The sequence below is a fragment of the Halostella limicola genome (genome assembly GCF_003675875.1).
GTDB classification, from domain to species: Archaea; Halobacteriota; Halobacteria; order Halobacteriales; family Natronoarchaeaceae; genus Halostella; species Halostella limicola.
In genome coordinates, this window is the sequence record NZ_ML014752.1 from 104,803 (window position 1) to 130,839 (window position 26,037).

22 protein-coding genes are annotated in these 26,037 nt (G+C 68.3%); 14 read left to right on the top strand and 8 right to left on the bottom strand.

Annotation, left to right across the window (positions count from 1 at the left end; genetic code table 11):
* Positions 1-87: 87 nt before the first annotated feature.
* Entirely contained in the window at positions 88-1,242 is a 1,155-nt protein-coding gene (locus tag D8670_RS00510) for an acyl-CoA dehydrogenase family protein (RefSeq protein ID WP_121816143.1), read from the bottom strand.
* Positions 1,243-1,357: 115 nt separating this feature from the next.
* Between D8670_RS00510 and D8670_RS00515 the strand changes: the two genes are divergently transcribed.
* Positions 1,358-3,334, top strand: coding sequence for a 3-hydroxyacyl-CoA dehydrogenase/enoyl-CoA hydratase family protein (locus D8670_RS00515; RefSeq protein WP_121816144.1), 1,977 nt, complete (start codon positions 1,358-1,360; stop codon positions 3,332-3,334).
* A gap of 216 nt (positions 3,335-3,550) precedes the next feature.
* Entirely contained in the window at positions 3,551-4,066 is a 516-nt protein-coding gene (locus D8670_RS00520; RefSeq protein ID WP_121816145.1) for a hypothetical protein, read from the top strand.
* Positions 4,067-4,143: 77 nt separating this feature from the next.
* On the opposite strand, the gene D8670_RS00525 is transcribed toward D8670_RS00520, so the two are convergent.
* Positions 4,144-4,914 carry a DICT sensory domain-containing protein gene (locus D8670_RS00525; protein WP_121816146.1) on the bottom strand — a complete coding sequence of 257 codons (771 nt, stop codon included), beginning with the start codon at positions 4,912-4,914 and terminating at the stop codon, positions 4,144-4,146.
* Positions 4,915-5,041: 127 nt separating this feature from the next.
* On the opposite strand from D8670_RS00525, the gene D8670_RS00530 reads away from it, so the two are divergent.
* From D8670_RS00530 to D8670_RS00550, 5 genes are all read left to right on the top strand, one after another.
* Entirely contained in the window at positions 5,042-5,968 is a 927-nt protein-coding gene (locus D8670_RS00530; RefSeq protein ID WP_121816147.1) for a DMT family transporter, read from the top strand.
* Positions 5,969-6,111: 143 nt separating this feature from the next.
* A complete protein-coding gene (locus D8670_RS00535) occupies positions 6,112-6,825 on the top strand; it encodes a hypothetical protein (RefSeq protein WP_121816285.1) in 714 nt (237 codons plus the stop codon).
* Positions 6,826-6,896: 71 nt separating this feature from the next.
* A complete protein-coding gene (locus D8670_RS00540) occupies positions 6,897-7,328 on the top strand; it encodes a DUF7960 family protein (protein ID WP_121816148.1) in 432 nt (143 codons plus the stop codon).
* A gap of 43 nt (positions 7,329-7,371) precedes the next feature.
* Positions 7,372-8,100 (top strand): DICT sensory domain-containing protein, encoded by a 729-nt coding sequence (locus D8670_RS00545; protein WP_121816149.1) that lies wholly within the window; start codon positions 7,372-7,374, stop codon positions 8,098-8,100.
* Between the two features lie 183 nt (positions 8,101-8,283).
* On the top strand, positions 8,284-8,856 hold the full coding sequence (locus D8670_RS00550; RefSeq protein WP_121816150.1) for a HalX domain-containing protein: 573 nt from the start codon (positions 8,284-8,286) through the stop codon (positions 8,854-8,856).
* Positions 8,857-8,892: 36 nt separating this feature from the next.
* Here D8670_RS00550 and D8670_RS00555 read toward each other — a convergent pair whose 3' ends face one another.
* Positions 8,893-10,893 carry a hybrid sensor histidine kinase/response regulator gene (locus D8670_RS00555; RefSeq protein WP_121816151.1) on the bottom strand — a complete coding sequence of 667 codons (2,001 nt, stop codon included), beginning with the start codon at positions 10,891-10,893 and terminating at the stop codon, positions 8,893-8,895.
* Between the two features lie 218 nt (positions 10,894-11,111).
* On the opposite strand from D8670_RS00555, the gene D8670_RS00560 reads away from it, so the two are divergent.
* Positions 11,112-12,716: a sensor histidine kinase gene (locus tag D8670_RS00560; RefSeq protein WP_121816152.1), complete on the top strand. Its 1,605-nt coding sequence runs from the start codon at positions 11,112-11,114 to the stop codon at positions 12,714-12,716.
* A gap of 7 nt (positions 12,717-12,723) precedes the next feature.
* On the opposite strand, the gene D8670_RS00565 is transcribed toward D8670_RS00560, so the two are convergent.
* Positions 12,724-13,872, bottom strand: coding sequence for an acyl-CoA dehydrogenase family protein (locus D8670_RS00565; RefSeq protein WP_121816153.1), 1,149 nt, complete (start codon positions 13,870-13,872; stop codon positions 12,724-12,726).
* Between the two features lie 178 nt (positions 13,873-14,050).
* Here D8670_RS00565 and D8670_RS00570 point away from each other — a divergent pair, with 178 nt between their 5' ends.
* Both D8670_RS00570 and D8670_RS00575 read left to right on the top strand, forming a co-directional pair.
* Positions 14,051-14,221 (top strand): DUF5786 family protein, encoded by a 171-nt coding sequence (locus D8670_RS00570; RefSeq protein WP_121816154.1) that lies wholly within the window; start codon positions 14,051-14,053, stop codon positions 14,219-14,221.
* A gap of 65 nt (positions 14,222-14,286) precedes the next feature.
* A complete protein-coding gene (locus tag D8670_RS00575) occupies positions 14,287-15,378 on the top strand; it encodes an aminopeptidase (RefSeq protein WP_121816155.1) in 1,092 nt (363 codons plus the stop codon).
* Between the two features lie 21 nt (positions 15,379-15,399).
* Here the strand turns inward: D8670_RS00575 and D8670_RS00580 are convergent, their stop codons facing one another.
* The 3 genes from D8670_RS00580 to D8670_RS00590 form a co-directional block, all read right to left on the bottom strand.
* A complete protein-coding gene (locus D8670_RS00580) occupies positions 15,400-16,065 on the bottom strand; it encodes an O-methyltransferase (protein ID WP_121816156.1) in 666 nt (221 codons plus the stop codon).
* A 68-nt stretch (positions 16,066-16,133) separates the two neighbouring features.
* Entirely contained in the window at positions 16,134-16,454 is a 321-nt protein-coding gene (locus D8670_RS00585; protein WP_121816157.1) for a DUF7344 domain-containing protein, read from the bottom strand.
* Between the two features lie 100 nt (positions 16,455-16,554).
* The gene (locus D8670_RS00590) at positions 16,555-17,508 is read right to left on the bottom strand and encodes a mechanosensitive ion channel family protein (protein WP_121816158.1); all 954 of its coding nucleotides are present in this window, start codon (positions 17,506-17,508) and stop codon (positions 16,555-16,557) included.
* Positions 17,509-17,645: 137 nt separating this feature from the next.
* On the opposite strand from D8670_RS00590, the gene msrA reads away from it, so the two are divergent.
* Both msrA and D8670_RS00600 read left to right on the top strand, forming a co-directional pair.
* The gene (gene msrA, locus D8670_RS00595; protein ID WP_121816159.1) at positions 17,646-18,188 is read left to right on the top strand and encodes a peptide-methionine (S)-S-oxide reductase MsrA; all 543 of its coding nucleotides are present in this window, start codon (positions 17,646-17,648) and stop codon (positions 18,186-18,188) included.
* Entirely contained in the window at positions 18,185-18,808 is a 624-nt protein-coding gene (locus D8670_RS00600) for a peptide-methionine (S)-S-oxide reductase MsrA (protein WP_121816160.1), read from the top strand. The genes msrA and D8670_RS00600 overlap by 4 nt, the downstream gene beginning before the upstream one ends.
* 140 nt (positions 18,809-18,948) lie before the next feature.
* Here D8670_RS00600 and D8670_RS00605 read toward each other — a convergent pair whose 3' ends face one another.
* Entirely contained in the window at positions 18,949-19,986 is a 1,038-nt protein-coding gene (locus D8670_RS00605; RefSeq protein ID WP_121816161.1) for an NAD(P)-dependent alcohol dehydrogenase, read from the bottom strand.
* A gap of 122 nt (positions 19,987-20,108) precedes the next feature.
* Between D8670_RS00605 and D8670_RS00610 the strand changes: the two genes are divergently transcribed.
* Positions 20,109-20,696, top strand: coding sequence for a DJ-1/PfpI family protein (locus D8670_RS00610; RefSeq protein WP_121816162.1), 588 nt, complete (start codon positions 20,109-20,111; stop codon positions 20,694-20,696).
* A 243-nt stretch (positions 20,697-20,939) separates the two neighbouring features.
* Positions 20,940-26,000 (top strand): S8 family serine peptidase, encoded by a 5,061-nt coding sequence (locus D8670_RS00615; protein WP_162994104.1) that lies wholly within the window; start codon positions 20,940-20,942, stop codon positions 25,998-26,000.
* The last annotated feature ends 37 nt before the right edge of the window (positions 26,001-26,037 follow it).

Sequence of the window (26,037 nt, forward strand, 5' to 3'; positions counted from 1 at the left end):
CGGAGCGAGGTCGCGGCCTTTTGGCCGAGCTTTTTCGCGGGAGAGGTTCGCTCGAAGAGCGAGCGAACCGACCGCGAAAAAGGTCGTTTAGTAGCCCTTCCCGAGCAGTTCGCGGGCGATGATGTTCTTCTGGATCTCGGTGGTGCCCTCGTAGATCTGGGTGATCTTGGCGTCGCGGTAGAACCGCTCGACGTCGAAGTCGTTGACGTAGCCGGCGCCGCCGTGGATCTGGACGGCCTCGTCGGCGACGTCGACGGCGACGCGGGAGGCGTACTCCTTGGCCATCGACGCGAGGGAGGTGAGCTGCTCGTCCTCGTTGTTGATGCTCCAGGCGGACTTGTACGTGAGGTTACGGGCCGCCTCGGTCTTGGTGTGCATGTCCGCGAGCTTGTGCTGGATGGCCTGGAACTCCGAGATGGACTGGCCGAACTGCTCGCGCTCCTGAGCGTACTCCAGCGCGCGCTCGCAGGCGCCCTTCGCGATGCCGACGCCCTGCGCGGCGACCATGGTGCGGGTCTCGTCGAAGAACTGCATGAGCTGGAGGAAGCCGGCGCCGCGGGTGCCGACGAGGTTCTCCTCGGGCACGCGCACGTCGTCGAAGATCAGTTCGGCGGTGTCGCTGGCGCGGATGCCGAGCTTGCCGGTGATCTTGTCTGCCTCGAAGCCGTCGCGGTCGGACTCGACGACGATCTGCGAGAAGCCGGAGTAACGGTCGGCCGCGTCGGGGTCGGTCTGGCAGAGGACGACGTAGTAGTCGCCGACGCTCCCGTTGGTGATCCACATCTTGTTGCCGTTAATCACCCACTCGTCGCCGTCCTTCTCGGCCTGCGTGGAGACCGAGGAGACGTCGGAGCCCACGTCGGGTTCGCTGATCGCCGCGCCCATGATGGCCTCGCCCTTCGCGACGGGTTCGAGGAACCGCTCCTTCTGGTCCTCCGTCCCGAACTCCATGATCGCGTCCCCGCCGAAGGAGGCGCTGGTGATCGAGAGGCCGATGCCGGGGTCGACGGCGAACAGTTCCTCGACGATGATCGCCACTTCGAGCGGCGAGTAGCCCGCGCCGCCGTACTCGATGGGGATGTTGGCGCCGGTCAGCCCCATCTCGGCGGCCTTCTCGATGATCTCGTGCGGGAACTTCTCCTCGCGGTCGTGTTCTTTCGCGATCGGTTCGACCTCGTTCTCCGCGAAGCGGCGCACCTCGTCGCGGATCGCCTGCTGTTCGTCGGACAGTCCGAAGTCCATGTGATGGCATTCCTTACACAATAATAAAGACCTTTGTAACCTGAAGTGAACCCAAATATCGTTTATTACTTCTTCGAGGGAAACGTTGAAACCAGTTGCAGATGAGGTAACTCGTATGGAGCTAGACGATATCAACAGCATTGCAGTTCTTGGTGCCGGGAACATGGGCCACGGAATCGCCGAAGTGGCGGCGCTCGCGGGCTACGAGGTGAACCTGCGGGACATCAAAGAGGAGTTCGTCCAGAACGGCTACGAGCAGATCGAGTGGAGCCTGAACAAGCTCGAGGAGAAAGAGCAGATCGGCGACGGCGAGGCCGACGCCGCGCTCGACCGGATCACCCCACTCGTCGACGTCGAGGAGGCCGTCGGCGACGTGGACTTCGTCATCGAGGCCGTCCCGGAGAAGATGGAGATCAAACAGGACGTGTACGGCGAGGTCGAGGAGCACGCGCCCGACGACGCCGTCTTCGCGACGAACACGTCCAGCCTCTCGATCACGGACCTCTCCGAGGTGACCGACCGCGAGGAGCGGTTCTGCGGCATGCACTTCTTCAACCCGCCGGTGCGCATGCAGCTGGTCGAGGTCATCTCCGGCGAGCACACCGCCGAGGAGACGCTCGACGTCACCGAGGAACTTGCCGAGGACTTCGGCAAGACGCCTGTCCGCGTGCGCAAGGACAGCCCGGGCTTCATCGTCAACCGGATCCTCGTCCCGCTGATGAACGAGGCCTGCTGGCTCGTCCACGAGGGCGAGGCCACCATCGAGGAGGTCGACAGCACGACGAAGTACGACATGGGCCTCCCGATGGGGAGCTTCGAGCTGGGCGACCAGGTCGGTAACGACGTGAGCTACCACGTGCTCGAATACATGCACGAGGTGCTCGGCGACGCCTACGAGCCGTGTCCGCTGCTGGAGGAGAAAGTCGAGAACGAGGAGCTCGGCAAGAAAACCGGCAAGGGGTTCTACGACTACGAGGACGGCGACGGCGCCGACATCCCCACCGACGCCGGGAGCGAGGAGATCCGCGACCGCCTGCTCGCCGTGATGGCCAACGAGGTCGCTCACCTCGTGGGCGGCGACGTGGCCGACCCCGACGCCATCGACGAGGCCGTGATGCTCGGCGCGGGCTTCCCCGAGGGGCCGGCCAAGCAGGCCGACGAGGCCGGACTCAAAGGCCTGCTGGAGACGCTCGAAAACGCCCACGAGGAGACCGGCGCGGCCCGCTACGAGCCCGCCGACTACCTCAGCGAGGCCGTCGAACAGGGCGGCTTCCGCGGCGGCAGCGAGGGCGAGGGCGACGCCTACGCCTTCGAGACCATCAGCGTCGAGGTCACCGAGGACATGGTAGGCCACGTCACCCTCGACCGCCCCCACCGCATGAACACCATCAGCGGCGACCTGCTCGACGAGCTGTCCGCCGCGGTCGACGAACTCGACGCGGACGACGACGTCCGCTCGATCCTGATCACGGGCGCGGGCGACAAGGCGTTCTCCGCCGGTGCGGACGTCCAGAGCATGGCCGCGGGCGGCGGCGACCCGCTCGAAGCGGTCGAGCTCTCCCGGAAGGGCCAGCGCACGTTCGGCAAGCTGGAGGAGTCCGACATGCCCGTCGTCGCGGGCATCGACGGCTTCTGCCTCGGCGGCGGCATGGAGCTGGCGACCTGCGCGGACATGCGCGTCGCCAGCGAGCGCTCGGAGCTCGGCCAGCCCGAGCACAACCTCGGCCTGCTGCCCGGCTGGGGCGGCACCCAGCGCCTGAAGCACATCGTCGGCGAGGGCCGCGCCAAGGAGATCATCTTCACCGCCGAGCGGTTCGACCCCGAGACGATGGAGCGCTACGGCTTCGTCAACGAGGTCGTCGCGAACGACGAGCTCGGGGACCGCGCTTACGAGCTCGCCGCCGACCTCGCCGCTGGCCCGCCCGTCGCGCAGCGCTACACGAAGCGCGCCATGCTCGCCGGTCGCGACGACACCGACGCCGGCCTCGAAGTCGAGGCGCAGGCGTTCGGCCAGCTGATGCAGACCGACGACCTGATGGAGGGCATCACGGCGTTCATGGGCGACGAGGAGCCAGAGTTCGAGGGCAAGTAAGCGAAGCGAACGCGTGCCCGAGTCGAGGTTCGTCGCCGTAGACGAGGAGCCGGAGTTCGAGGGGAAGTGAGGCGACTGTCGTCGGAGCGGCGCTCCGACGCGACGAGGGCGTGAGCCGGTCGACCTCGTGCCTTTCACGTACCGAATGTAACGGATTTACGTTTTACTGACCTGTCGTCCACAAGACTTTCACCGGGGCTGTCCCGAGGCCAGGGTATGCGACGATTAGCCGTCGCAGTCGCAGTGATCGCGCTCGTATCGCTCGCCGGTTGTTCCGCGATCGGCGGAGGGACGGCCGACGACGGAGCGGCCGACGGTCCCCTCGTCGAGGCCGGGGACCCGTCGGCGAACGCCACCGACGTCACCCAGACGGTCCGGATCGAAGTCGGCGAGGCGTCGGCCGGCGAGGAGTGGGAATCGGTCGCCGTCACGTACCCCCGCGACCGGTTCTCGGTCGACGGAGCGCAACACGACGCCGTCGAGTACGGCGTCGACACGAACGGCGACGGCGAGATCGACCGGGAGTTCAACGAGACCGACGTCAGCGGCGTCAACAACAACGCCTACTCGTACGCGCTCACCCTCGAAACGGGGTACACCCTGGCGGAGGGCGACGTGATCGTCGTTCGGTATCCGACCATCGACAACCCGTCCGAACCCGGTGAGTACGACGTCGAGGTGACGGTCAACGGCGCGCAGAACGAGACTGGGACGCTCACCATCGAGGAGTAGACTCGACGCCGCGGTCAGCGGACGACGAGTCGATATGGACGGTGAATCGTTCGCTCGGCGTCACCGACCGCTTTTCGTCAGAGTTCGTGCGCGATGTACTCGTTGAGTTCCGTGACCGCCGACGGCGAGTACGTCCAGTAGCCGGCCCAGACGCCCGGCTCCGTCTCCGCGGCCACGAGCGCGGCGTGTTCGGTCCCGTCGTCGGACGACGCGGGGTCCGGCGGGACGTACACGACGAACCACGCGTCGCGGAAGTCCTCGTCGTAGCCGCCGTGCATCGTCACGCCGAGGTCCCGAGGCGGCGTCCAGTCCGGAACCCCGTAGACGTGGGTGTCGACGGCGGTGCCGGCGAGCGTTTCGTAGACCCGCCTCGTCCCCCGTTCGTCGTCGATCCGGGAGAGGCGCTGGAACGACGCCCGGAGCGTCCCCTCGCCGGCTTCCCAGGCGGTCCGTTCGACGTACCGCGAGACGAGTATCAGCAGCAGCTTCTCGGTGTCCGACTGGGGGTACCCCCGGAGCGTGAACGGGACCTCGTCGAGGCCGGCGAGCACGTCCGGCACCTCGACCTCGGCGAGGTCGCGAGCCCCCGTTCGGAAGAGGTCGGAGTTCACGAGGAGGAGCGCGTCGGCGAGGGCGTCCAGCGGCGAGGTCGCGACCATTTCCCCGTCACGGACGAGCGCGACGACGTCCTCGTCGCGGTCCGGAAGGCTGCGCTCGTCGACGTCGACCGGCTGGTCCTCGAACGCGTCCTCGACCATCTCGGCGAGCGGGCGCGGCGCGGTGCGGTTTGCGACGACGAGCGACAGCGGGTCGGCGTCGAGGTCGTCGACGAACGTTTTCAGTGTCATTGGTCTGCTCCGCGACGGGATCGAGATCCGAGCGGACACAGTCGTTTGTCTGGCGACCTACAAAAACTCGGCGCACGGGAGTACTCCGCGGGCGGCGGGACGACGGATCAGGCCCGCCGCTTTCTCCATGTTTTTGACCCCTCCCCGCGCAGTGGCGTCCGTGACGGACGAACGCTTCTGGGGCGCCGCGCCGGCCGCCGCCGCAGGGTTGTGGGGCGGCATGTACGTCGTGAGCAAGTGGGGGTTCTCGCACGTGCCGCCGGTGACGCTGGCGTTCCTTCGCGTGTCGCTCGCGGCTGTCGCGCTGCTCGTCATCGTGCGCGTCAGCAAGCCGGCCCGGTCGTTCTCCCGGCGTGACTGGCTGGACTTCCTCCACCTCGGCGTCTGGGTCGCCGTGACGCTCGTCACCCAGTTCGTCGGGACCGACCTGACGAACGCCAGCCAGGGGTCGCTGTTGACCGTCCTGACGCCGGTGTTCACGCTCGCGCTCGGCGTCGCGTTCCAGAGCGAGCGGCTCACCGGCCGCAAAGCGGGCGGGATGGCGCTGGCGGCCGCGGGGACCGTGCTGGTGCTGTCCGGCCAGTACGACCTGACCCGCGTCGCCGACGGGAGCCTCGCCGGCGTCGCGCTCCTCCTGCTCGCCAGCCTCGGGTGGGCGGCCTACACGGTCGGCGGGAAGCGCCTCGTCAGGACGTACTCCGCGCTGGAGACCGCGACGTACTCCACGCTGTTCTCCGTGCCGCTGATCGGCGTCCTCGTCCCTGCGGAGGCCCTCCTGACCGACGCGACGCCGACGGCCGTACCCCTCACCGCGGGCGTCGTCGGCGCGGTGCTGTATCTCGGCCTGCTCTCCACCGCCGCGGCCTGGTACCTCTGGTACAAGGGTCTGGAGTTCGCCGACGCCGGAACCGTCGCGGTGTTTTTCTTCGTCCAGCCGCTCGTCGGCGCGGCGCTGGGCGCGACTCTGCTCGGCGAGTCGCTCGGCCCGTGGTTCGTCGGCGGCGGCGCGGCGATGGCGGCCGGCGTTTACGCGGTGACGACGGCGAGGGCGTGACGGCGGCGACACGATAATGGCGGAGCGCGGTGGACGTGACGGCGCGGGCGGCCCCGAGATTCGTTCACTTTCACTAACACTTTTGTGCCGGTGCTGTGATACCGGTGCGCATGAGCACGACCGTACGCGGCACGGTCCGCGGGATGGGGACCCGCGCGAACCCGGCGTTCGCCGTCGGCGCGGTGGCGGTCCCCGTCGTCGTTCTGGCGTACGCGGTGACCGGACCGCTGCAGCACCACACCTACGCGCACGTGATGGCGGGCACGCTCTGGACGGGGATCGACCTGTTCATGGCGCTGATCCTCGGTCCCGTGCTCGGCGGGCTCGACGTCGACGCGCGGGCGAGCGTCTTCGAGCGGTTCACCCCGAAGATGACGTTCCTCATGCCCACGCTGGCGACGGTCACCATCGTCGGCGGGATCACGCTCGCGGAGCGTCTGGGCTACTTCCCGCACGCGGACCCGTGGCTCGCGCTGTTCACGGCCGCGACGCTGCTGCCCGCGCTCGCGCTGATCGGCTGGCAGTTCCGCGCGTTCGGCGACCGACGCTGGCAGGCCGCTTTCGGCCTCGCGCTGGTCGGCAGCGCGGCCTATCTCGCCCGCACGCTGCCGGAGTTCGCCATGACGCGCCCGGTTATCGCCGTGACACTGGTCGTCGTCGCGGCGCTCGCCGTGCTCGGGTTCGGCGTCCTGATGCCCGGCGAGGTGCGCATATACCGCGAGATGGTGTCGAGCGACCCCGACCCCGAGGTGATCAGCCGCATCGGGATGCGGAACGCGAAGCTCAGCGGCGTCCAGGGCGTCCTCCAGCTCGCCGTCATCGCCGTCATGGTGTATCTGCGCTGGGGAGGGTTCTGATACCGCCGAGCCGGCGCCGGGCTAGGGACCGCGCCACCGGCGTTTTGGTGCCGCGGTCCCTAGCCCGGTCCATGTACACGGGGAAGACGGAGAAGCCGTGCTGTCTCTGCGACGACCCGTCGATCAGCGCGCGCATCGACCTGCCGCCCCGGGCCGTGCAGCTGCTGAAGCACAGTGACCCCATCGCGTGGCGCGACATCGTCGGGGAGGTGTCCATCTACTTCTGCGCGGACGACTGGGAGACCGTCAAGGAGCTGGTGCTGGAGACGGGGATGAGCCCGCTCTCGCGGTGCAACGTCGCCCGCGCCTCCTTCGACCTCCGCGAGGACTTCGAGGCGCTGCTGAACGAGACGCGGGCGGAGCCGGACCAGCGACCGGTCGAGCGGGAGTTCCGCGAGCGGAGCGATGCCGCGCTGGCCGACCCCGACGCGGCGTCCGAGCGCGAACTGGTCGAGGCGCGGGTCGTCAGGTGGGCGCTCAAGGACCTCGCCGACGAGGCCTGACCCGCCCACAGGTTATTACCGTTCGACGCGTAGGAGCGCCCGAATGTCGCTCCGGGACGTGGTGCGAGACGTGGAGGACCGGCGCAAGACCCTGACCGTCTTCAACCCGCGGCAGGGGGACGGGTTCGTCGACGACCTCCGGTCGTACTTCGAGCGCCAGAACGTGACCGTCCGGGCGGAGGAGACCGACACCGGCCGCCCGACGGACTTCGCGGTGCTGCGTCGGGGCGACGAGGTCCTCACGACGACGCCCGCGGACGCGCTCGCCGACGCGGTGGCGTCGCCCGCGACGAGCGACGACGGGGACGGCGCCGACGGCTCGGTCCGCACCGACGTGTTGCGGTACCTGAACGAGACGACGTTCACCGCCTACGGCGTCGACCGGATGCTGACGGCCTCGCGCGAGATCGAGGACCGCGCCTGGCGCGTCGGCGAGGGCCGCCTCCACGCCGGGTTCCAGTACGTCTCGGTGCTCGACGGGGAGACGGACGTGTACGGCAACCTCGCGGAGCGGCCGATCGACGTCCACGTCTACGCCGCTCCGGACGAGGCGCCGCCCTCGCTGGCCGGCGTCTCGGTCCACGTCGAGAGCGCGGACGAGATCGAGCGCACCTGGTTCGTCGCCTTCGACGGCGGCGGCTTGGACGACCAGAAGTGCGCGCTCCTGGCCGAGGAGCGCGGCGACCGCAACTTCTACGGGTTCTGGACGTACGACCCGGCGATCGTCGACCGGATCGTCGACCACCTCGAACGGCGGTACGTCGGTCGGTGAACGGGCGAGTGCGGCCGAGCAGTTCGGTCCCGCCCGCGGAGAACCGGACCTCCGTCGGCCGGGCGACCGCGTTGCGAAGGCCCGGACCGGACGACGGTCGCCCCCTGTCGGGCCGCGGCATTTATCACTCATTGATTCCTTGCTCTCAGTAACCGAGAACGTGACTCGGATCCCGACCCAACCATGTCCGATGACTCTCTCGAAGTACTCGTCGTAGACGACGAATCGCGCCTTGCCGATCTGTTCGCCGCCTGGCTCGGGAGCGAGTGGAACGTCGAGACGGCGTACGACGGCGAAGCCGCGCTCGAACGAATGACCGAGTCGGTCGAACTCGTCCTCCTCGACCGGCGGATGCCCGGTCTCTCCGGCGACGAGGTCCTCGAACGGATCCGAGAGGAGGGCTACGACTGCCGCGTCATCATGGTGACCGCGGTCGACCCCGACTTCGACATCATCGAGATGGGCTTCGACGACTACCTCGTCAAGCCGGTCTCGAAGGAGGACCTGCTCGACATCGCGGAGAAGATGGAGACCCGGTCGACCTACGCCGCGGAGGTACAGGAGTACTACGCCCTGACGTCGAAGAAGGCGCTTCTGGAGTCCGAGAAGTCCGAGCGCGACCTGGAGGAGCGCGAGGAGTACCGGGAGCTCTGCGAGCGGGTCGACGAACTCGAGGAGCGCGTCGACGACGCGATGTCGGGGCTCTCCGACCACGACGACTTCGTCGGGGCGTTTCAGGACCTCCCCGGCGAGTGATCGCCCGGCTCCTCGCCGCTTTTCTCGCCGCGTCCCTTACTCCGCCGGCCGCTTCACGTCCGCGAACTCGAACCGGGCCCCGCCGCTCTCGCTCTCCGTCGCCGTCACCGTCCAGCCGTGCGCGCTCGCCACCTCGCGCACCACCCACAGCCCCAGCCCGAGGCCGTTCTCCGACGTCGTGAAGTCGGACTCGAAGGCGTGCTCGCGGACGTGCTCCGGCATCCCCCGGCCGTCGTCCGCGACGAAGAAGCCAGCCGTCCGCCGGTTCTCCGCCGCGTCGGCCACCGGCGGGTCCAGCGCCTCCGCCGCTGCCGGGTCGCCGACGTCGAGGGGACCGGCCCTGACGGCGACGTCGTCGCCGCCGTGTTCGATCGCGTTGCGGAAGAGGTTCTCCAGCAGGCGCAGCAGTCGCGACCGGTCCGCGGCCACGCTGCCGAGGTCGTCGACGGACAGGGTCGCCGCCTCGGTGCTGACGTTCGACCACGCCTCCTCGACCGTCGCCGTCAGGTCGGTCGGGTCGGTCTCGGTGACCGTCTGTCCGTGTCTGGCGAGCGCGAGCACGTCGCCGATGATGTCCTCCATCCGGTCCAGGGCGTCGTCGACGTTGTCGAGCTGACTCGTGCTGTCCTGCTCCATCGCGAGGTCGAGGTAACCCTGCGCGACCGACAGCGGGTTCCGCAGGTCGTGGCTGACGATCTCGGCGAACGCCTCCAACCGCTCGTTCTGACGCTGGAGCTCGCGCTCGCGTTTCTTCCGTTCGGTGATGTCGCGTACGACGCCAACGGTGCCCTGAAGATCCCCGTCATCGTCGGTGAGCAGGGCGATCTGGTTCTCGCAGGGGACGACCCGCCCGTCCTTCGTGTGGACGCCCATCTCCATGGCGGCCGTCTCGGCGTCGCCGTCGAGCAGTCCGCGGATCTTCTCGCGCCCCTCCGCGACGTCCGCCTCGTCCATGACGATCGAGACGTGCTCCCCGAGCAGGCCTTCGCGCGTGTACCCCGTCATCGCGACGAGGCCGTTGTTGACGGTCATGAAGTGGCCGTCCGCGTCGAGGGCGTACATCCCGTCGCCGACGGTCTCGACGAGGCGCTCGTACCGCCGGAGGACGCGCTCCTGCTGTTCGATCCGTCCCCGGAGCGCCATCGAGTGGAGCACGTTCGACACCGTGTCCGCGATCTCCTCTATCGCCGACCGCTCCATCTCGGAGACGCCCTCCGGGTCGTCGGTGTAGACGCCGAGGACGCCGTACAGTTCGTCGTCGGCGGCGAGGGGAGCGAGCACGGTCGCGGTGCAGTCGTTGTCGAGGGCGGTCTCCTCCCACGGCACCGACAGCGGGTGGTCGCCGACGTCCTGCACCACTGTCGTCTCCCGGGTCCGGAGGACCCGCTCTATTAGCGTCTCCGGCGTCGAGGGATCGACGGCGAACGTCTCGGCGATCGACCAGTCGTCGACCGCCGCGCCCGTCACCCAGGGGACGACCTGGCGCTCCCCCGTGTCGTACTCGCCGATCCAGGCGAACGAGTACCGGCCGCCGAGGGTCAGCTGGTCGCAGACCGCCCGCTCGACGTCCATGGGCGACGTCGCGTCGACCAGTCCCCGCTTGACGTCCCTGACGACGTCCTCCGGTCGGGTCCCGCCCGGCGGCGCCGCGTCGGCGGGGTTGCGGGCCATCGAGTTCGCGACCCAGCCGGCGAACGCCTCGTCCGACCCCGGCTGCCCGAGCTCGTCGACGAAGTCGACGACCTCCGCGACCGCCGTGCCGCTTCCGTCCGGCGTGTCGTACTCGGTGACGATCAGCAGCGGGAGGTCCGGGTGGCGCTCGCGGATGGCCTGCAGTATCGCGGGGGCGGCGGACACCGTCGCGTAGTCGCTCACCACGCAGTCGACGTTGCCGTCCTCGACGTAGTCGATGGCGGCGTCGAAGCCGGGGGCGGTGTCGACGGAGACGGCCGGCGCCGACCACCGAAGGGGCGCAGCGAGCTGTTCCCGTCGCTCCGCGTCGTCACAGACACAGAGGACCCGTTTCGACTCAGTCATTAGTGTTCGCTGGTCTCGTACCGACGTCGCCCGGAACGCGCGGACGGCGTCGGGCGCTTTCCTACCTTTAGCCAACACGCCGTTATAACGTTTGTTGTCACCTTTTCGGCGGCAGCGACGGCCGAGACGGGCGCCGCCTCAGCGGACTCCTGAGGGTCCGAGCCGCCAAGTATATTCGTGCACGCCTCCAGAGATGAGATAGTTCGGAACTATCTGCGATGCGTTTGAGAACCAAGCTCCTCGTTCTTTTCCTCCTCCTCGCGCTGACGACGGGGAGCGTGGTGTTTCTTGAGTTCCAGTCCCACCAGCGGCTACTGATCGAGAACGCCGAGACGGACGCCGAGAAGCAGGCCGAGTCGACCGCGGTCCAGCTCGACGACAGGCTCGTCACGAGCCAGCAGACGCTCTCCGTCGCCGCGTCGCATCCCGACGTGGCGAAACACGGCTCCGACACGCAGTCCCGATATCTCGACTCGCTGCTGGAGCGGACGGCGTTCGACGGCGCGTCCGTCGTCGCGGGGAACGGGACGCTCGTCGCGATCGGCGGCGTCGACGAGTCGACGCGGCGGGACGTGCTCGGCAGCGACCTGAGCGACCGTCGGTACGTCCGGCGTGCATTGGCCGGCGAGACGCACGTCAGCGAGCCGATAGACGCCGAGACCGACAACGCGGTCGTCGTCGTGAGCGTGCCGGTCCGCGAGAACGGGTCGGTCGTCGGGTCGCTCAACGCCGCGATTCACCTGTCGAACGCCTCCTTTTTCTCCTCCATCGCGGGGCGGACCGACGAGACCCAGTCCATCGCCGTCGCGGCGGGCGAGCGGACGCTGTACGACTCCGGCGGCGACTTCGACGACCCGGTTACCGGGACCGCTCGGATGGATGCGACCGGGTGGACCGTGACGGTCTCGCAGGACCGGGCCGCGGTCGCCGAGGGCGTTCGGAGTCTGGTGGTGCAACAGCTCGCCCCCATCGTCGTCGCGTTCGCGACGCTGTTCGGCGTCGTCGCCTGGGTCTACCGCAAGGACATCAAGCAGGCCGAGAAGCTGCTGAACGGCGTCACCGCGCTGGAGCGACGGCAGTACGACACCGAACTCGTCCTCTCGGGGAGCAGCGAGTGGGGCGAGCTGGAGGCCGCCTTCTCGCGGCTCGCCGCGACCCTCGCCGAGCGCGAGACGATGCTGCTCGTCCTGAACCGGCTGCTCCGGCACAACCTCCGCAACTCGCTGAACGTCATCCAGGGGCGGGCGGGGCTGCTGAAGGACGCGACCGACGACGCCACGCGGCGGCACAACGCCGAGGTGATCCGAGAGACCAGCCAGGAGCTGATCGCCCTGAGCGAGAAGGCGCGGACGACGGAGCAACTGCTCGTCCCGCCCTCGGAGGTCGATACCTCGCCGGTCGACCTCGCGGCGGTGGTGCGACGCGCCGTCGGCGAGTTCCGCGACGCCCATCCCACCGTCGCGTTCCACCTGACCGCGCCCGACTCGGCGTCGGTGCGGGCGGGCCACGAGGTGGAGATCGCCGTCGAGGAACTACTCGACAACGCGGTGAGCCACGCGGGCCGCGACCCGCGGATCGACGTCACCGTAAAGCGGCGCGGTGACGCGACGGAACTGCGCGTCACCGACGACGGCCCGGGGATCCCCGCCGACGAGCGCGAGGTGCTGCTCGGCGAGCGCGAGATATCCCAGCTCCACCACAGCGGCGGCCTCGGGCTGTGGCTCGTCGGGTGGATCGCGAACCGCTACGACGGGGAGTTCGACATCGAGAGCGACGGCGGGACGACCGTCGCGCTCCGGTTCGCGACCGCCGACGGCGCCTGATCCGGCCTCAGGACTGGTTGTAGATGAGGTTCCGCTGGATCTCGTTGGCCCCCTCGTAGATGACGGGGATGCGTACGTCGCGGTAGACGCGGGCGATCCGGCGGTCGGTGAGGATCGAGCGGCCGCCGTGGAACTGCATCCCCCGCTCGGCGCAGTCGACGGCGGTCTCGGTCGCCTTCGTCTTCGCCATGGCGGCCCAGAGGCCGGCGTTCCCGCCGCTCTCGACCTTCTCCGCGGCGCGGTAGGCGAGCGACCGGGCGGCCTCGTACTCCATGCGCATGTCCGCGAGGCCGTGCTGGACCGCCTGGAAGTCGCTGACGTCACGCCCGAACGCCTGCCGTCCGTGGGTGAACTCCCAGGCCTCCTCGATGGCCGCCGCGGCGAGGCCGAGGCCGTGACCCGAGACGACGACGCGGCCGTGGTTGAAGAACTCGGCGAGCATGTAGAAGCCGGCGTCCTCGTGGCCGATCAGGTTCTCCTCGGGGATCCGGCAGTCGTCGAAGACGATGTGGCCCTGCTTCGAGGCGCGCATCCCCATCTTCTCGGGGATGTGCTCGGCGTCGTAGCCGTCCGCGTCGGTGGGGACGATGAAAAGCGAGTGGTTGCCGTAGCGGTTGTCCTCGTCGTCGCCCGTCCGGGCGTACACCGTAAGCCAGTCGCCCTCGACGGCGTTGCCGACCCAGTACTTCTCGCCGTTGAGGACGTACTCGTCGCCGTCTTTCTCCGCGCGGGTCTGCATCCCGGCGAGGTCGCTGCCGGTCTCCGGTTCGGAGACGGCGAGGCCGGTTATCTGCTCGCACTCCGCGACGGGGCGGAGGTACTCCTCTTTCTGCTCCTCGGTCCCGTACTCCTCGATGATGGAGGCGCCGAAGCTCGCGAGCTGGAGCGTCAGCGCGATGCCGGCGTCGGCGCGGAAGAACTCCTCCGCGATGCCGAGCACCTCGACGAGCGAGAGGCCGCGGCCGCCGTACTCCTCGCCGATGTCCTGCGCGACGAGTCCCGCCTCCTGGCCCGCTTCGAGGATCTCCCAGGGGTACTCGCCGGCGCTGAAGTACTCCTCGGCGTTGGGTGCGATGTGCTCCTCGGCGAACTCGCGGGCGTCTCGTTTCACGTCCCGCGCGTGCTCGGGGACGATACTCTCGTCAAGTAGTTCCATGGACGATACAGGGAGCGATCGGTCATATAGCCCATGGAACGCACGACACGGCGCGAAGAATTTACCTGCCGTTGGGAGTTGGCGCCGTTCCCGCTCCGTCGCGGCCGTGCGATGCGAACGCGTCCCGAACGTATCCCGAGTCGTGATACTTTACTTGCTACCGGCTCCCCGTCGGGGTATGGGCTTCGGTAGCTACGACGAATCCGAACAGCAGGACCAGAACGTGGACGACGAGGACGACGGCGAGGGCATCAACGTCCACGAACACGAACACGAGGGCGAGGTCTCCACGGAGGGCGCCGACAGCGACGCGCTGCTCGACCAGCTGCAGGACATCAAAGAGGACTGAGACACGTCGTTTTCTCGCTGTTTCGTTTCGTAACGAATATCACGGTTTTGGCTGAACGAGGGGGTATGGATCCCCGAGTCCGCGAACACGCGGAAGTGATCGTCGACCAGTGCACCGACGTCGAGGCCGGCGACGAGGTCGTCATCTCGGCGCCCGCGGTCGCCGAGGACCTGGTCGTCGCCCTCTACGAGCTGGTCGGCGAACGCGGCGGCATCCCCCGCACGACCGGCGCACCGAAACGCGCGCACCGTGCGTACATGCGGGCCGCCGACGAGGACCAGTTCGAGCTCTCCGAGGTCGGCATGGCGATGGCGGAGGCGGCGGACGTGGCCATCCACGTCCGGGCGTCGTCGAACGCGTTCGAGACGAGCGACGTGGACCCCGAGAAGACTGCCGCCCACCGAAAGGCGAACCGGCCGGTCAGCGAAGAGATGATGGACAGCCGCTGGTGTCTCACGAAGTATCCGGCCCCGGCGAGCGCCCAGAAGGCCGAGATGAGCACCGAGGCGTACGAGGAGTTCGTCTGGAGCGCCGTCAACAAGGACTGGGAGGCCCAGCGCGAGTTCCAGGAGCAGCTGGTCGAGATCCTCGACCCCGCGAGCGAGGTCCGGATCGTCAGCGGCGACGGGACCGACCTGACGATGAGCGTCGACGGGATGAACGCCGAGAACGACTGGGGCGACGTGAACATGCCCGCGGGCGAGGTGTTCACTGCGCCGGTGCCGGACTCCGTCGAGGGAGCTGTCCACTTCGACATGCCGCTCATCGCACAGGGACGCGAGGTCCTCGACGTCCGCCTCACCTTCGAGGACGGCGAGGTCGTCGACCACAGCGCCAGCAAGAACGAGGAGGTGCTCACGTCGCTGCTGAACACGGACGAGGGGGCGCGTCGGCTGGGCGAGCTCGGCATCGGGATGAACCGCGACATCGACCGGTTCACCTACGACATGCTGTTCGACGAGAAGATGGGCGACACCGTCCACATGGCCATCGGCCGCGCCTACGAGGAGAACGTCGGCGAGGACCGCGAGCACAACCAGAGCGCCGTCCACGAGGACATGATCGTCGACATGAGCGAGGACTCCTACATCGAGGTCGACGGCGAAGTGATCCAGCGGAACGGGACGTTCGTCTTCGAGGACGGGTTCGAAGCGTAAGCCAAGCGCCGGTTTGGTGGTTCACTGCACCCGATAGCTCACCGCGATCCCCTCGCCGAGCGGGAGGACGACCGTCTCGAAGTCCGGGTCGTCGCGGACCGTTTCGAGGTACTCCGCGATCCCCAGCGTCTGCTCGTTCGCGTCGCCGGGGTCGTCGCCCTCCAGGATCGCCAGCAGCTTCTCGAACTCGATGACCCCGGCTATCATCGCGTTGTCGGCGACGACGACGCCGCCCGGCGGCACCTTCTCGCGGACGGCGTCGAACGCCTCTCGGTAGCGGTGCTTCTGGTGGTCGATCAGCACCACGTCGAACGGGCCGTCGTAGCGCTCGACGGCGTCGAGGGCGTCGCCGCTCTCGTACCGCGCGAGGTCGTCGTAGCCGCCGCGGGCCATGTACTCGCGGGCCAGCTCCAGTTCGTCCTCGTCGTGCTCGGTGAGGACGATCTCGCCGTCCCCGGGGAGCGCCTCGGCGAACCAGTACGCCGAGTAGCCGTACCCCGAGCCGAACTCGAAGACGCGCTCGGCGTCGACCATCCGCGCGGCGATCCGCAGCGTCGCGCCGACCTCGTGACCGACGGTCGGGAAGCCCGTCTCGTCGGCGTACTCGGCCATCTCCTTCAGCACCTCGTCGGGGGCGGGCGCGACGGCGCGGACGAAGCGAACCGTCTCGTCGGGAACGATCTCCATGTGCGTCCGTGCCACTGACGGCACCGTAACGGTTTGGTTCGCGGAGCGGGAGCGCCCGCGACGGTCCGTCAGGGCCAGTTCGCGGGCAACTCGTCCCGGTGATCGTCGAAGAGACTGAGGACCGGTCGGATGCGGTCGAAACGGGGGCCTCTGGACACTCGCTCGCTCTCGCGGTCCCAGTCGACGTACCCTTCGTGAGTCAGCAACGGCAGGTGGTTGTGGAACAGTTCGACCCGCAGGGTTTCGAGGTCTTTCTCCCCCGCGTGCACGTCTTCCGGGACGTCCAGACCGTCGATTGCCGCCTCCTCGTCGAGCAGCGAGACCAGCAGCCGCCGACGCGGCCGGTCTCTGAGCGCGGAGAAGATGTCGTTCCAGTCAGGGTCGGACACGGTCGTCGAAGTGTTAGTGCTGCAACAACAAACCCCTTTTGCCGGTCCGTGAAGGTTGCCCACACCCTCCGCGACCGCCGGACCGGTCGGCGGCCGGGCCTCAGCGGTTGCGGCTCACCGGGAACGCCACGCGGTCGGGGCGGTCGTTGAACCGCTCCAGTATCCGCTCGTACAGGGCGTTCTTCGTGCGCTGACCGCGCTTCGGGTGGACGAGGTAGCGCAGGCGGAGCTCTACCCACGACTCCTGCTGGACGACGTTGACGCTCGGCCGGTCGTTCACCTCGAGTTCGACCGGCGTCTCCGAGAGCACCTCCCGGTAGCGCGCGACGTTGCGGCGCATCTCCTCGCCGAGGTGATCGTCCGCGACGGCGATCATCTCGCTCCGGGCGAACTCCAGGTCGGTCTCGTAGGCAACCTGCACCGACACCTCGTTCCAGACGTAGGGGAACTCCTCCCAGGAGTAGTTGAACACCTCCGAGGAGAGTACGACGCTGTTGGGGACGGTGACGATCCGTCCCGACGGCTGGTTCGAGGTGACGAGGTCCCCGTTTATCTCCCACAGCGTCGTGACCAGGAAGTCGACGTCGATGACGTCGCCCTTCGCCTCCTCGATCCGGACGCGGTCGCCGACCTGGTACGGGCGCTTGACGAGGATGTACACCCACCCGAGCAGGGAGAACAGCGGCTGCTGGAGCGCGAACGTGACGGCGAAGCCGACGACGCCCAAGGAGAAGAGGACGCCCACCCACTGCTCGGTGAGCGCGCCGAACACGCCGACCAGCGCCGCCGCGCCGAACGCCAGCCGGAGCACGTTCCGGACGTCGTGCAGGCGGCGCTTGCTCTTCGAGCGGCGTTCGAGCGCCCCGAAGACGAGGAGGTAGAGGCCGTACGCGCCGAACGCCACCGCGGCCGCCGTCAGCAGTTTCGCGGCGAGCACGTCCGCGGCGAGCGTCCCGACCGTCGGCCACTCCGTCGGGAGAGACCGCACGAGCGCGACGCCGAGGGCGCAGGCGAGACCGGCGAGGATCGACAGACTTCCGAGGCGACGAGTCACTGTCGAACGGTTACGCGGGCGTCACTAAACCGTTCCGACGCCGTCCCGCGGCGCGCGGTCGGCCGTCGTCCGCGTACGGGCCGGGATCCGCGACCGGCAGACGAATAGGGCCCCAGCCCGTAGGGAGGTCAAGTACGATGTCCACAGCGAAAGCGACGTTCGGCGGCGGTTGCTTCTGGTGCACCGAGGCGGCGTTCAAGCAACTCGACGGCGTCGAGTCCGTCACCTCGGGGTACGCCGGCGGGCACGTCGAGGACCCCACCTACCGGGAGGTCTGTTCCGGCGACACCGGCCACGCCGAGGTCGTGCAGGTCGAGTACGACACCGACGAACTGAGCTACCCCGACCTGCTGAAGGTGTTTTTCACCGTCCACGACCCGACCCAGCTGAACAAGCAGGGGCCCGACGTGGGGACGCAGTACCGCTCCATCGTCCTCTACCACGACGACGAGCAGCGCGAGCAGGTCGAACGCTTCCTCGTCGAACTGACGGAGGAGGGCGCGTACGACGACGAGATCGTGACCGAGGTCGAACCCCTCGAAGAGTTCTACGAGGCGGAGGAGAAGCATCAGGACTACTACGAGAAGAACCCCGACGACCGCTACTGCAGTTTCTACGCCGAGCCCAAGGTGCAGAAGGTCCGCGAGAAGTTCGGCGATCAGGCGGCCGCCGAGCAGTGACCCTGTACCCCGCCGCTATCGAGTCGTACGACGAGTCGGCGCCGTCGCCCGACGAGACGGAGACGGCCACGTTCGCCCTCGGCTGCTTCTGGGGCCCGGACGCGGCGTTCGGCGCCCTCGACGGCGTCGTCCGCACCCGCGTCGGCTACGCCGGCGGATCGAAGGCGGACCCGACGTACCACGCTCTCGGCGACCACAGCGAGGTCGTGCAGGTCGACTACGACCCCGGCGAGCTGTCGTTCACGGACCTGCTCGACGTCGCCTTCCGCAACCACGAGCCGCGTTCACAGCCGAAGAAGCGCCAGTACCAGAACGTCGTCTTCCACGAGACCGACGCGGAGCGCGAGGCGATAGCCGACTACGTCGCGGAGAGCGACTGGCCGGCGGACAGCGTCGAGACGCGGGTCGAACCCCTCGATACGTTCTACCTCGCGGAGGACTACCACCAGAAGTTCAACCTCGGCAACCAGCCGTCGCTGGAGCGCCCGTTCGAGGAGGCTGGCTACGACGCCGACGAACTCCGAGAATCGGCCGCCGCGACGAAGATCAACGCCCACGCCGCCGGGAAGGACGTGCCCGCGTTCGAGGAGGCGCTGACGTACGACCCGCGGAAGAGGTAGTCGCGTCGCGTTCCGAACGGACGGCTCAGCGATTTCTGTCGGCCGCCGTCGTCAGCAGCGACTCGTGTCCGACATCCGGTATTCTATACAGCGAAACACGATTCACGAGACGCGTTTCGAGCGACTCGCGCCGACGGCCGCTACGGCTTGATCACCGCGCGGCCCTCGATCTCGCCGTGTTCGAGCTTCTCGGCGACGGTGTTGATCTGGTCGAGGTCGTACTCGGTGGTGTGCAGTTCCATCTCGCCCTGCTCGACGAGGGCGACGAGTTCCTGCAGTTCGGTGTAGGTGCCGACGAGCGTCCCGCGGTAGGAGACCTCGCCGTCGACGAGCGTCTGCGAGGGCTCGTGGACGTGGCCCCCGTAGCCGACGACGTGGTGGTCGCCGCGGCCGGCGAGGATATCGGGCGCGAGTCGGGTGGTCTCGTCGCTGCCGACGAAGTCGAGCGACTGCAGCGCGAGGTCGCCGTCGGTGATCCCCTCGACCGCCTCGCCGACGTCCTCTTCGGTCGGGTTGATCGTGTAGTCGGCCCCGCACTCCTCGGCCAGATCGAGCGCGGCGTCCTTCACGTCGACGGCGATCGTCTGGGCGGCGCTCATCGAGTCGACGGCCTGCAGGCCGATGTGGCCGAGACCACCGATGCCGATGACGACCGCGTAGCTGCCGGGCACGAGTTCGTCGACCGCCTTCTTCGCGGCGTGGTAGGCCGTGATGCCGGCGTCGGCGTGCGGCGCGATGTCCACCGGGTCGAGCGAGTCGAGCTTGATCGCGGCCCGCTCGTTCGTGAGCAGGTACTCCGCGAAGCCGCCGTCGGTGGTGAGGCCGGGGAACTGCGCGTTCTCGCAGTGCATGTCGTCGCCGAGGCGGCAGCGGCGGCACTGCCCGCAGGTCATCAGCGGGTGACAGATCACCTGGTCGCCCTCCTCGACGGTGGTCACCTCCTCGCCCGTCTCGACGACGGTGCCGGCGTTCTCGTGGCCGAGGGTCTGCGGCAGGTCGACGGGGGCGTACTCCTCCCACATGCCCTCGACGATGTGGTTGTCCGTCTGGCACCAGCCGGCGCCCTCGACCTCGATCACGACGTGGTCCGACCGGGTCGCCTCGGGACGGTCGACCTCCTCGACGCTCAGCGCCTCGCTCATGTCGTCCGTGTACTCGTGGAGTCGCGCGGCGAGCATGCGCATTGATATCACATAACTCTTGTAAAAAGTACGGGCGGCGGCGGATCCGGCCGGGAAACCGGTTTGAATTCCGAGTCGTCGGGGACGTTAATAGGGCGTATGGCCTATGTTATCATGCCATGTCCCGGATACTGCTACTGGCGGGCGACTTCGTCGAGGACTACGAGGTGATGGTACCGTATCAGGCGCTTGAGATGGTCGGGCACGACGTCGACGCGGTCTGTCCGGAGAAGGAGGCGGGAGAGACGGTCAAGACCGCGGTCCACGACTTCCGCGGCGACCAGACGTACGTCGAGTCGCGGGGGCACGACTTCGAACTGACCGCGACGCTCTCGGCGGTCGACCCGGCGGAGTACGACGCGCTCGTCGTCCCGGGCGGTCGGGCGCCGGAGTACCTGCGGGGCTACGACGAGGTGCTCGACGCCACGAAGCACTTCTTCGAGGCGGACAAGCCGGTCGCCGCCCTCTGTCACGGCCTGCAGATACTCGCCGCGGCGGACGTGCTCGAGGGCCGCACCTGCACGGCGTACCCGGCGCTGCAGTCCGAGGTCGAGACGGCGGGCGCGGAGTGGGCCGACGGCGTCGCGCGCGACGGTAACCTCGTCACCGGACAGGCCTGGCCGGACCACCCCGAGTGGCTGTCGGAGTTCCTCGACGTGCTGGGCACCGAGATCGACCACGGCGAACCCGTGGCCGCCGACGACTGACCGCCCTTCGAGCGTTCTTTTACTGGCCGACGGTTTCCCGCTGATACCGCCGATCCTTCTAGCTGATATAACATTATCCCGACAGTGAGTGAAACTAATTAGATTTTTGTGAGATGTTTTCTATCGTAGGTGGTACGGATCAGTATTTTGACTTTATCGATGCTCCGGACCAACTCAGCGAAAGCGCAGGTGTCTCGCTTCGCGAGGGGACTCTTGATCCTCCTCGTAGCAGTAGCGGCGACGATGGCCGTCGCGGTCCCCGGTGCGGCAGTTGGCCCGCCGGCGACGGTGGGCGATCCGGGACCTGCCGCCCATGGAGCGACGGACGTGCCCGGGGACACGAACGTGACGGAGCACAACGTCACGCTGATCAGCGGACAGACCGTGACCGTGGTCCGGCGCGGAAACGACACCGAGTACCGGGTTGCGCCCGGCGCGGACCTCCGAAAGGTGTCGACGCCGGAGGGGACGTACTTCTTCCCGGAGCACGTCGACCTCGATCGGGTCGACCCCGCGCTGTTCAACGTCGACAGACTCGTCGAACAGAACTTGACGGACGGTGAGTCCGATACGATCCCGGTGATCGTCCAGCGGACGTCGGAAGACGAGGACGCGGCGTTCACTGCAACTTCGGTACAGGAGGCGAACAGGGAGTTCCGTAGTGGCCTCCGACGCACCGACGGTGTCCGTACCGAACGGACGCTCGACATCGCCAACTCGGTCTCCGCGGACGTCGAGAAGTCGGGGACGGCTGAGACGTTCGAGGCGATCCGATCGGACGACGACGTTGCGGGCGTCTACCTCGACCAGCGCGTCTCCGTCACGCTCGAAAACGCCACCGAACGCGTCTCCGCCGCGCAGGCGCGGGCGGAGCACAACGTGAGCGGTCGGAACGTCACCGTCGCCGTGCTCGACACCGGCATCGACGCCACGCACCCCGACCTGAACGGGTCAGTCGTCCACGCGGCGGACTTCACCGGCGAGGGGATCGAAAACGATCCCTTCGGCCACGGAACGCACGTCGCCGGCATCGTGGCGGGCGACGGCACGGCCAGCAACGGGACGTACGTGGGCGTGGCGCCGAACGCGAGCCTGATCAACCTCCGCGTGCTCGACGACGACGGCGGGGGTGAGAAGTCCGACGTCATCGCGGCCATGGAGTACGCGGTCAATGACACCGACGCCGACGTCGTCAGCATGAGCCTCGGATGGCCCGCACAGCGCGACGACCCCTTCTACGGGGCGGTCGAGAACGCGGTCGAGAACAACGTGACCGTCGTCGCCTCCGCCGGCAACGAGGGACGCTACGGTCGGTCCACTATCGGCTCTCCGGGCGTCGTCCCGGCGGCGATCACTGTCGGCGCAAGCACGGACGCCGATACCCTGACCGACTTCTCGTCCCGCGGCCCCACCGCCGACCGGGGCCTCGTCAAGCCGAACCTCGTCGCGCCGGGCCACGAGGTGACGAGCGCGGAGGCCGGAACGGACGGATACGTCTCTCACTCCGGGACGAGCATGTCCGCGCCGATGGTGAGCGGCACCGCGGCGCTCCTGCTGGCGGACAACCCCGACTGGTCGCCGACCGAACTCCGGAGCGCGCTCGTCGCCACGACCGACCGTCTCAACGACTCCTACGACGTCTACGAGACCGGGACGGGTCGACTCAACGCCACGGCCGCGCTCTCGACCGACCTCGTCGTCAACCGGACGACGACCGATTTCGGTGACCTCGAACCGAACGCCGAGGCGAACCGGACGGTCGAGTTCACTAACCTCCGGAACGAGTCTCGGACGCTGAACCTCACGGCGAGCGTCACCGGTGTGACGACCAACGTCACGGGGAACGTCACGCTGAACCAAACCACCTTGAGCCTCGGCCCCGGCGAGACCGGCAGCGTCGAGATAACCGTCAACGCGAGCACGACCGAGGACTTCTACTCCGGCCGGATCCGCGTCGAGGGTGGCGAGTACCGGGCGATCTTCGGCTACACGACGAGGAGCGAACTGACGGTCAGGAAGGCCGATCGGAACGGCACTGAGGTCGGCGTGGAAGGCGACTACGTCGTTCTGGTCTCCCACGACACCGAGTCCGTGTCGTTACTCACGGTCTCGAACGGGACGGCGAAACAGCGCCTGTTCAGCGGCAACTACACCGTCATCTCGCCCGGCTACGACGAGTCGAACGGCTACACGCCCATCCTGATGGGCGACGTCGTCACGGTCGACGGCGACACGACCCTCTCCCTGTACGAGAACGAGTCGGTGGCCTACACGGTCGACCCGAGCGCCATCGAGAACGGAACGGGGCGATTGGCGAACCTCACGGTCGGCGGGGAACTCCAGAACACGCTGCCGAGCGGCCAGTCGCTCGACATCGGGACCCTGAACTTCTTCGCGGACAGCCGGACCGTGCGATTCGGTCAGACGCAGGCGATGAACGCGAGCGTCTCCTATCTGCTCGCGCCGTCGAGCCGCTACGGGAGCGACTCCGACTACCACCTCGACGTGCCCGTGGCGTACCATCTGGTGTATCCGACTGTCGGAATCAGCAGTTTCCAGACGTGGACGCCGGATAACGCCACTCTCGCCGCGCAGAACGCGACGTACCACCGGACGGACGTCGGACAGTCGTACTACGTCCGGCACGACATGACCCACCGGCTGTATCCGACGTCCTCGAGCAGGATGATCTACCTGTCGGTCGAGGACCGGGCTGATCAAACGCTCTACGTCTCGCCGTCGACCAGCAGTCATCGGGTCGACCATCGCGTCGAGGCCATCGTCGGCGGAGACTGGTACAGCCAGGCACGGAGCCACTCGATCAGCCCCGGCGAGCGCCGTCAGGTCGCCGTCGGGAAACAGCCTGTCGTCGGGAGCCAGGCGCACTGGCGATTGCGGAACGATTCCACGGCGGATAACGTCTCGCTGTGGACGTACACGCAGTTGGACCAGCACCCGACGCGGTTCGTCCGCGACAGCCGGACCGGCTACTACGTCTACCGGAACTCGACGGAGGTCGCCAACGGGTCCACGGCCGACGGGATGGTGGGCTACACGAGCGACGCCGAACTGGTCGACGGGACGCGGTACGCCGTCACCCTCCTCGGGTCGAACCCCTACGACAGGCTCGGGACGAGCGTCGTCACCCGCCTCGCCGCGACGTACCAGCGGGGCTCGGACAACGCTCCCCCGCGGATAGCGGCCGTCGAAGCCCCCGGCGCCGGGCAGTACAACAACCTGACCTACGGCGGGGCGTCCCTGCGGGTGACGGTCGAGGACGGCAACATGACGAACGGCAGCGTCATCGTCAGGTACGCGAACGCGTCCGTCACCGACGCGCCGTACGACGGATCGCTAGCGAACACCAGCGCGAACTGGACCGAGGCGAACGTCACCGTCAGCTCGGCGGACGCCGGCGCGGTGACCTACGAGGCCACCGTCGACACGTCGACCGTGCAGACGGAGCGTCTCCACCTGGACGTCGTCGCCGTCGACGAGGCGGGTAACGTCCGCGAGTCGCTGGTCGAGAACGCGTACAACGTCGGTCCGGTCGGCGGGGCGTACGTCTCCGGGAGCGTGAAGTTACCGTCAGGCGACGCCGCGGTGGGCGACGAGGTCGTCGCCGTCGACGACAGCGGACGCGTCGTCGATTACAACCGGACCACCGCCTCGGGCGACTACCGCCTCACCGTCGACCGCAACGAGACGGTGACGGTGGGCTACCTGCAGTACAACGAGTCCACCGGCGCGCCGTTCCCCGCCGACGGGAGCGTCGACCTGGCGGCGATCGAACGGGTCAACGCCTCCACCCACACCGATCTCGGACGGACGGCCCTCCCCGAGGCGAACGAACTCGGGTTCGCCGCGGTGAACGAGTCCGGCGGCGGCGTCCCGCACGCCGAGGTGTCCCTCTCCGTCGAGACGGACGGCGTAACCTACGAGCAACTGTTCGCCGTCGGCGCGAACGGCTCTCGGCCCGTCGACGGCCTCGAACTGGCGGGCAACGCCACTCTCGTGGTCAGTCCGCCGCCCGGCGCCGACGCGTACGTCTCGCAGACGTACACAGAGACCGTCCGGATGGACGGGGACCGGAACATCACGGTCGTCCTCGACGAGGCGTCGGTCGCACCGCGCGTGAACGTCTCCGCCTCGTCGACGACGGTGAGCACCGGCGAGCCGGTCGAGTTCACCGCGACCGGTGCGCCGGCCACCGTCGTCCAGCACAAGGAGTGGACCTTCGGGGACGGCGCCGCCGCGGTCGGAACCGGCGCGAGCGTGACGCACAGCTACGACGAGAGCGGCGAGTACGCGGTCGAACTGGCCGCGGTCGACGGCGCCGGTAACGTCGGAACTGCGACGGTGAACGTCACCGTCGAGTCTGAAAGCATCGGTGGCGGCGGTGCGGCCCCGCCGCAAAACCTCGAAGACCCGCTCGGTATGGACGCGTCGGTCTCGACGGCGCTCGACGGCGCAACCGTGTCGATCGTCCGCGGGGAGGCCGGCGGGTCAGCGTCGGCTGACCTCCCGTCGACGGCCGCCGTCGACGGCGTCTCGTTTGACGAACTCGACGTCACGCTGGCCGCCGAGAATCGGGAGTTCGACCTGGAAGTGGCGGCGTCGAACCAGTCGCCGGACGGCGTGACGGCGTTCGACGACCGCGCGACGCTCGGCTACCTGTCGGTCGAGAAGTCGGACGTCACCAACGACGACATCGCGAACGCGACGATCGCATTCACCGTCGCCGAGGAGGGCCTCCCCGACGGAGCGTCGCTCGACGACGTCAGCCTCTATCACTACGCGAACGGCAGCTGGGAGGAGCTTCCGACCGAGCGCAACGGGACGGCCTTCACTGCCGAAACGGACGGCTTCTCCGCGTTCGCCGTGGGGGTCGCCCGCGCCGACGTCGACGTCACCGGCGCGTCGGTCGACCCCTCCGCGGTCGGCGCCGGCGAGTCGGTCACTGTCACCGCGACCGTCGCGAACGACGGCTCGCTCGACGGCAGTGAAACCGTTTCCCTCACCGCCGACGGCGAGACGCTCGCGTCGACGAACGTTAGCGTCGCGGCCGGCGAGACCCGCACCGTCGAGTTCGACGTGACCCTCGACGACCCCGGCTCGGTCGAACTGGCGGTCGGCGACGTCGACGTAGGCGAAGTGTCCGTGTCGGCGGCGACGGAGACGACCGCTTCGACGACTGCCGCGGCTGCCGACGCCGATTCCGACAGCGACGGTCAGGCGGGATTCGGCGTGACCGTCGCCCTCGCGGCGCTGCTCACCGGGACGTTGCTCGCCCGCCGCCGGTAGCGGGGCGCGTCACCCTCGGTCCCGCGGTCCGAATCGC

What these genes read in the sequence shown, in the direction of transcription:
- D8670_RS00555 (WP_121816151.1), bottom strand. Translation starts at nt 10,893, where the DNA reads ATGACTGAGTCGAAACGGGTCCTCTGTGTCTGTGACGACGCGGAGCGA.
- D8670_RS00565 (WP_121816153.1), bottom strand. Translation starts at nt 13,872, where the DNA reads ATGGAACTACTTGACGAGAGTATCGTCCCCGAGCACGCGCGGGACGTG.
- D8670_RS00525 (WP_121816146.1), bottom strand. Translation starts at nt 4,914, where the DNA reads ATGACACTGAAAACGTTCGTCGACGACCTCGACGCCGACCCGCTGTCG.
- D8670_RS00615 (WP_162994104.1), top strand. Translation starts at nt 20,940, where the DNA reads ATGGCCGTCGCGGTCCCCGGTGCGGCAGTTGGCCCGCCGGCGACGGTG.
- D8670_RS00550 (WP_121816150.1), top strand. Translation starts at nt 8,284, where the DNA reads ATGTCCGATGACTCTCTCGAAGTACTCGTCGTAGACGACGAATCGCGC.
- D8670_RS00520 (WP_121816145.1), top strand. Translation starts at nt 3,551, where the DNA reads ATGCGACGATTAGCCGTCGCAGTCGCAGTGATCGCGCTCGTATCGCTC.
- D8670_RS00610 (WP_121816162.1), top strand. Translation starts at nt 20,109, where the DNA reads ATGTCCCGGATACTGCTACTGGCGGGCGACTTCGTCGAGGACTACGAG.
- D8670_RS00515 (WP_121816144.1), top strand. Translation starts at nt 1,358, where the DNA reads ATGGAGCTAGACGATATCAACAGCATTGCAGTTCTTGGTGCCGGGAAC.
- D8670_RS00560 (WP_121816152.1), top strand. Translation starts at nt 11,112, where the DNA reads ATGCGTTTGAGAACCAAGCTCCTCGTTCTTTTCCTCCTCCTCGCGCTG.
- D8670_RS00530 (WP_121816147.1), top strand. Translation starts at nt 5,042, where the DNA reads ATGTTTTTGACCCCTCCCCGCGCAGTGGCGTCCGTGACGGACGAACGC.
- D8670_RS00545 (WP_121816149.1), top strand. Translation starts at nt 7,372, where the DNA reads ATGTCGCTCCGGGACGTGGTGCGAGACGTGGAGGACCGGCGCAAGACC.
- D8670_RS00535 (WP_121816285.1), top strand. Translation starts at nt 6,112, where the DNA reads ATGGGGACCCGCGCGAACCCGGCGTTCGCCGTCGGCGCGGTGGCGGTC.
- D8670_RS00510 (WP_121816143.1), bottom strand. Translation starts at nt 1,242, where the DNA reads ATGGACTTCGGACTGTCCGACGAACAGCAGGCGATCCGCGACGAGGTG.
- D8670_RS00605 (WP_121816161.1), bottom strand. Translation starts at nt 19,986, where the DNA reads ATGCTCGCCGCGCGACTCCACGAGTACACGGACGACATGAGCGAGGCG.
- msrA (WP_121816159.1), top strand. Translation starts at nt 17,646, where the DNA reads ATGTCCACAGCGAAAGCGACGTTCGGCGGCGGTTGCTTCTGGTGCACC.
- D8670_RS00570 (WP_121816154.1), top strand. Translation starts at nt 14,051, where the DNA reads ATGGGCTTCGGTAGCTACGACGAATCCGAACAGCAGGACCAGAACGTG.
- D8670_RS00580 (WP_121816156.1), bottom strand. Translation starts at nt 16,065, where the DNA reads ATGGAGATCGTTCCCGACGAGACGGTTCGCTTCGTCCGCGCCGTCGCG.
- D8670_RS00540 (WP_121816148.1), top strand. Translation starts at nt 6,897, where the DNA reads ATGTACACGGGGAAGACGGAGAAGCCGTGCTGTCTCTGCGACGACCCG.
- D8670_RS00575 (WP_121816155.1), top strand. Translation starts at nt 14,287, where the DNA reads ATGGATCCCCGAGTCCGCGAACACGCGGAAGTGATCGTCGACCAGTGC.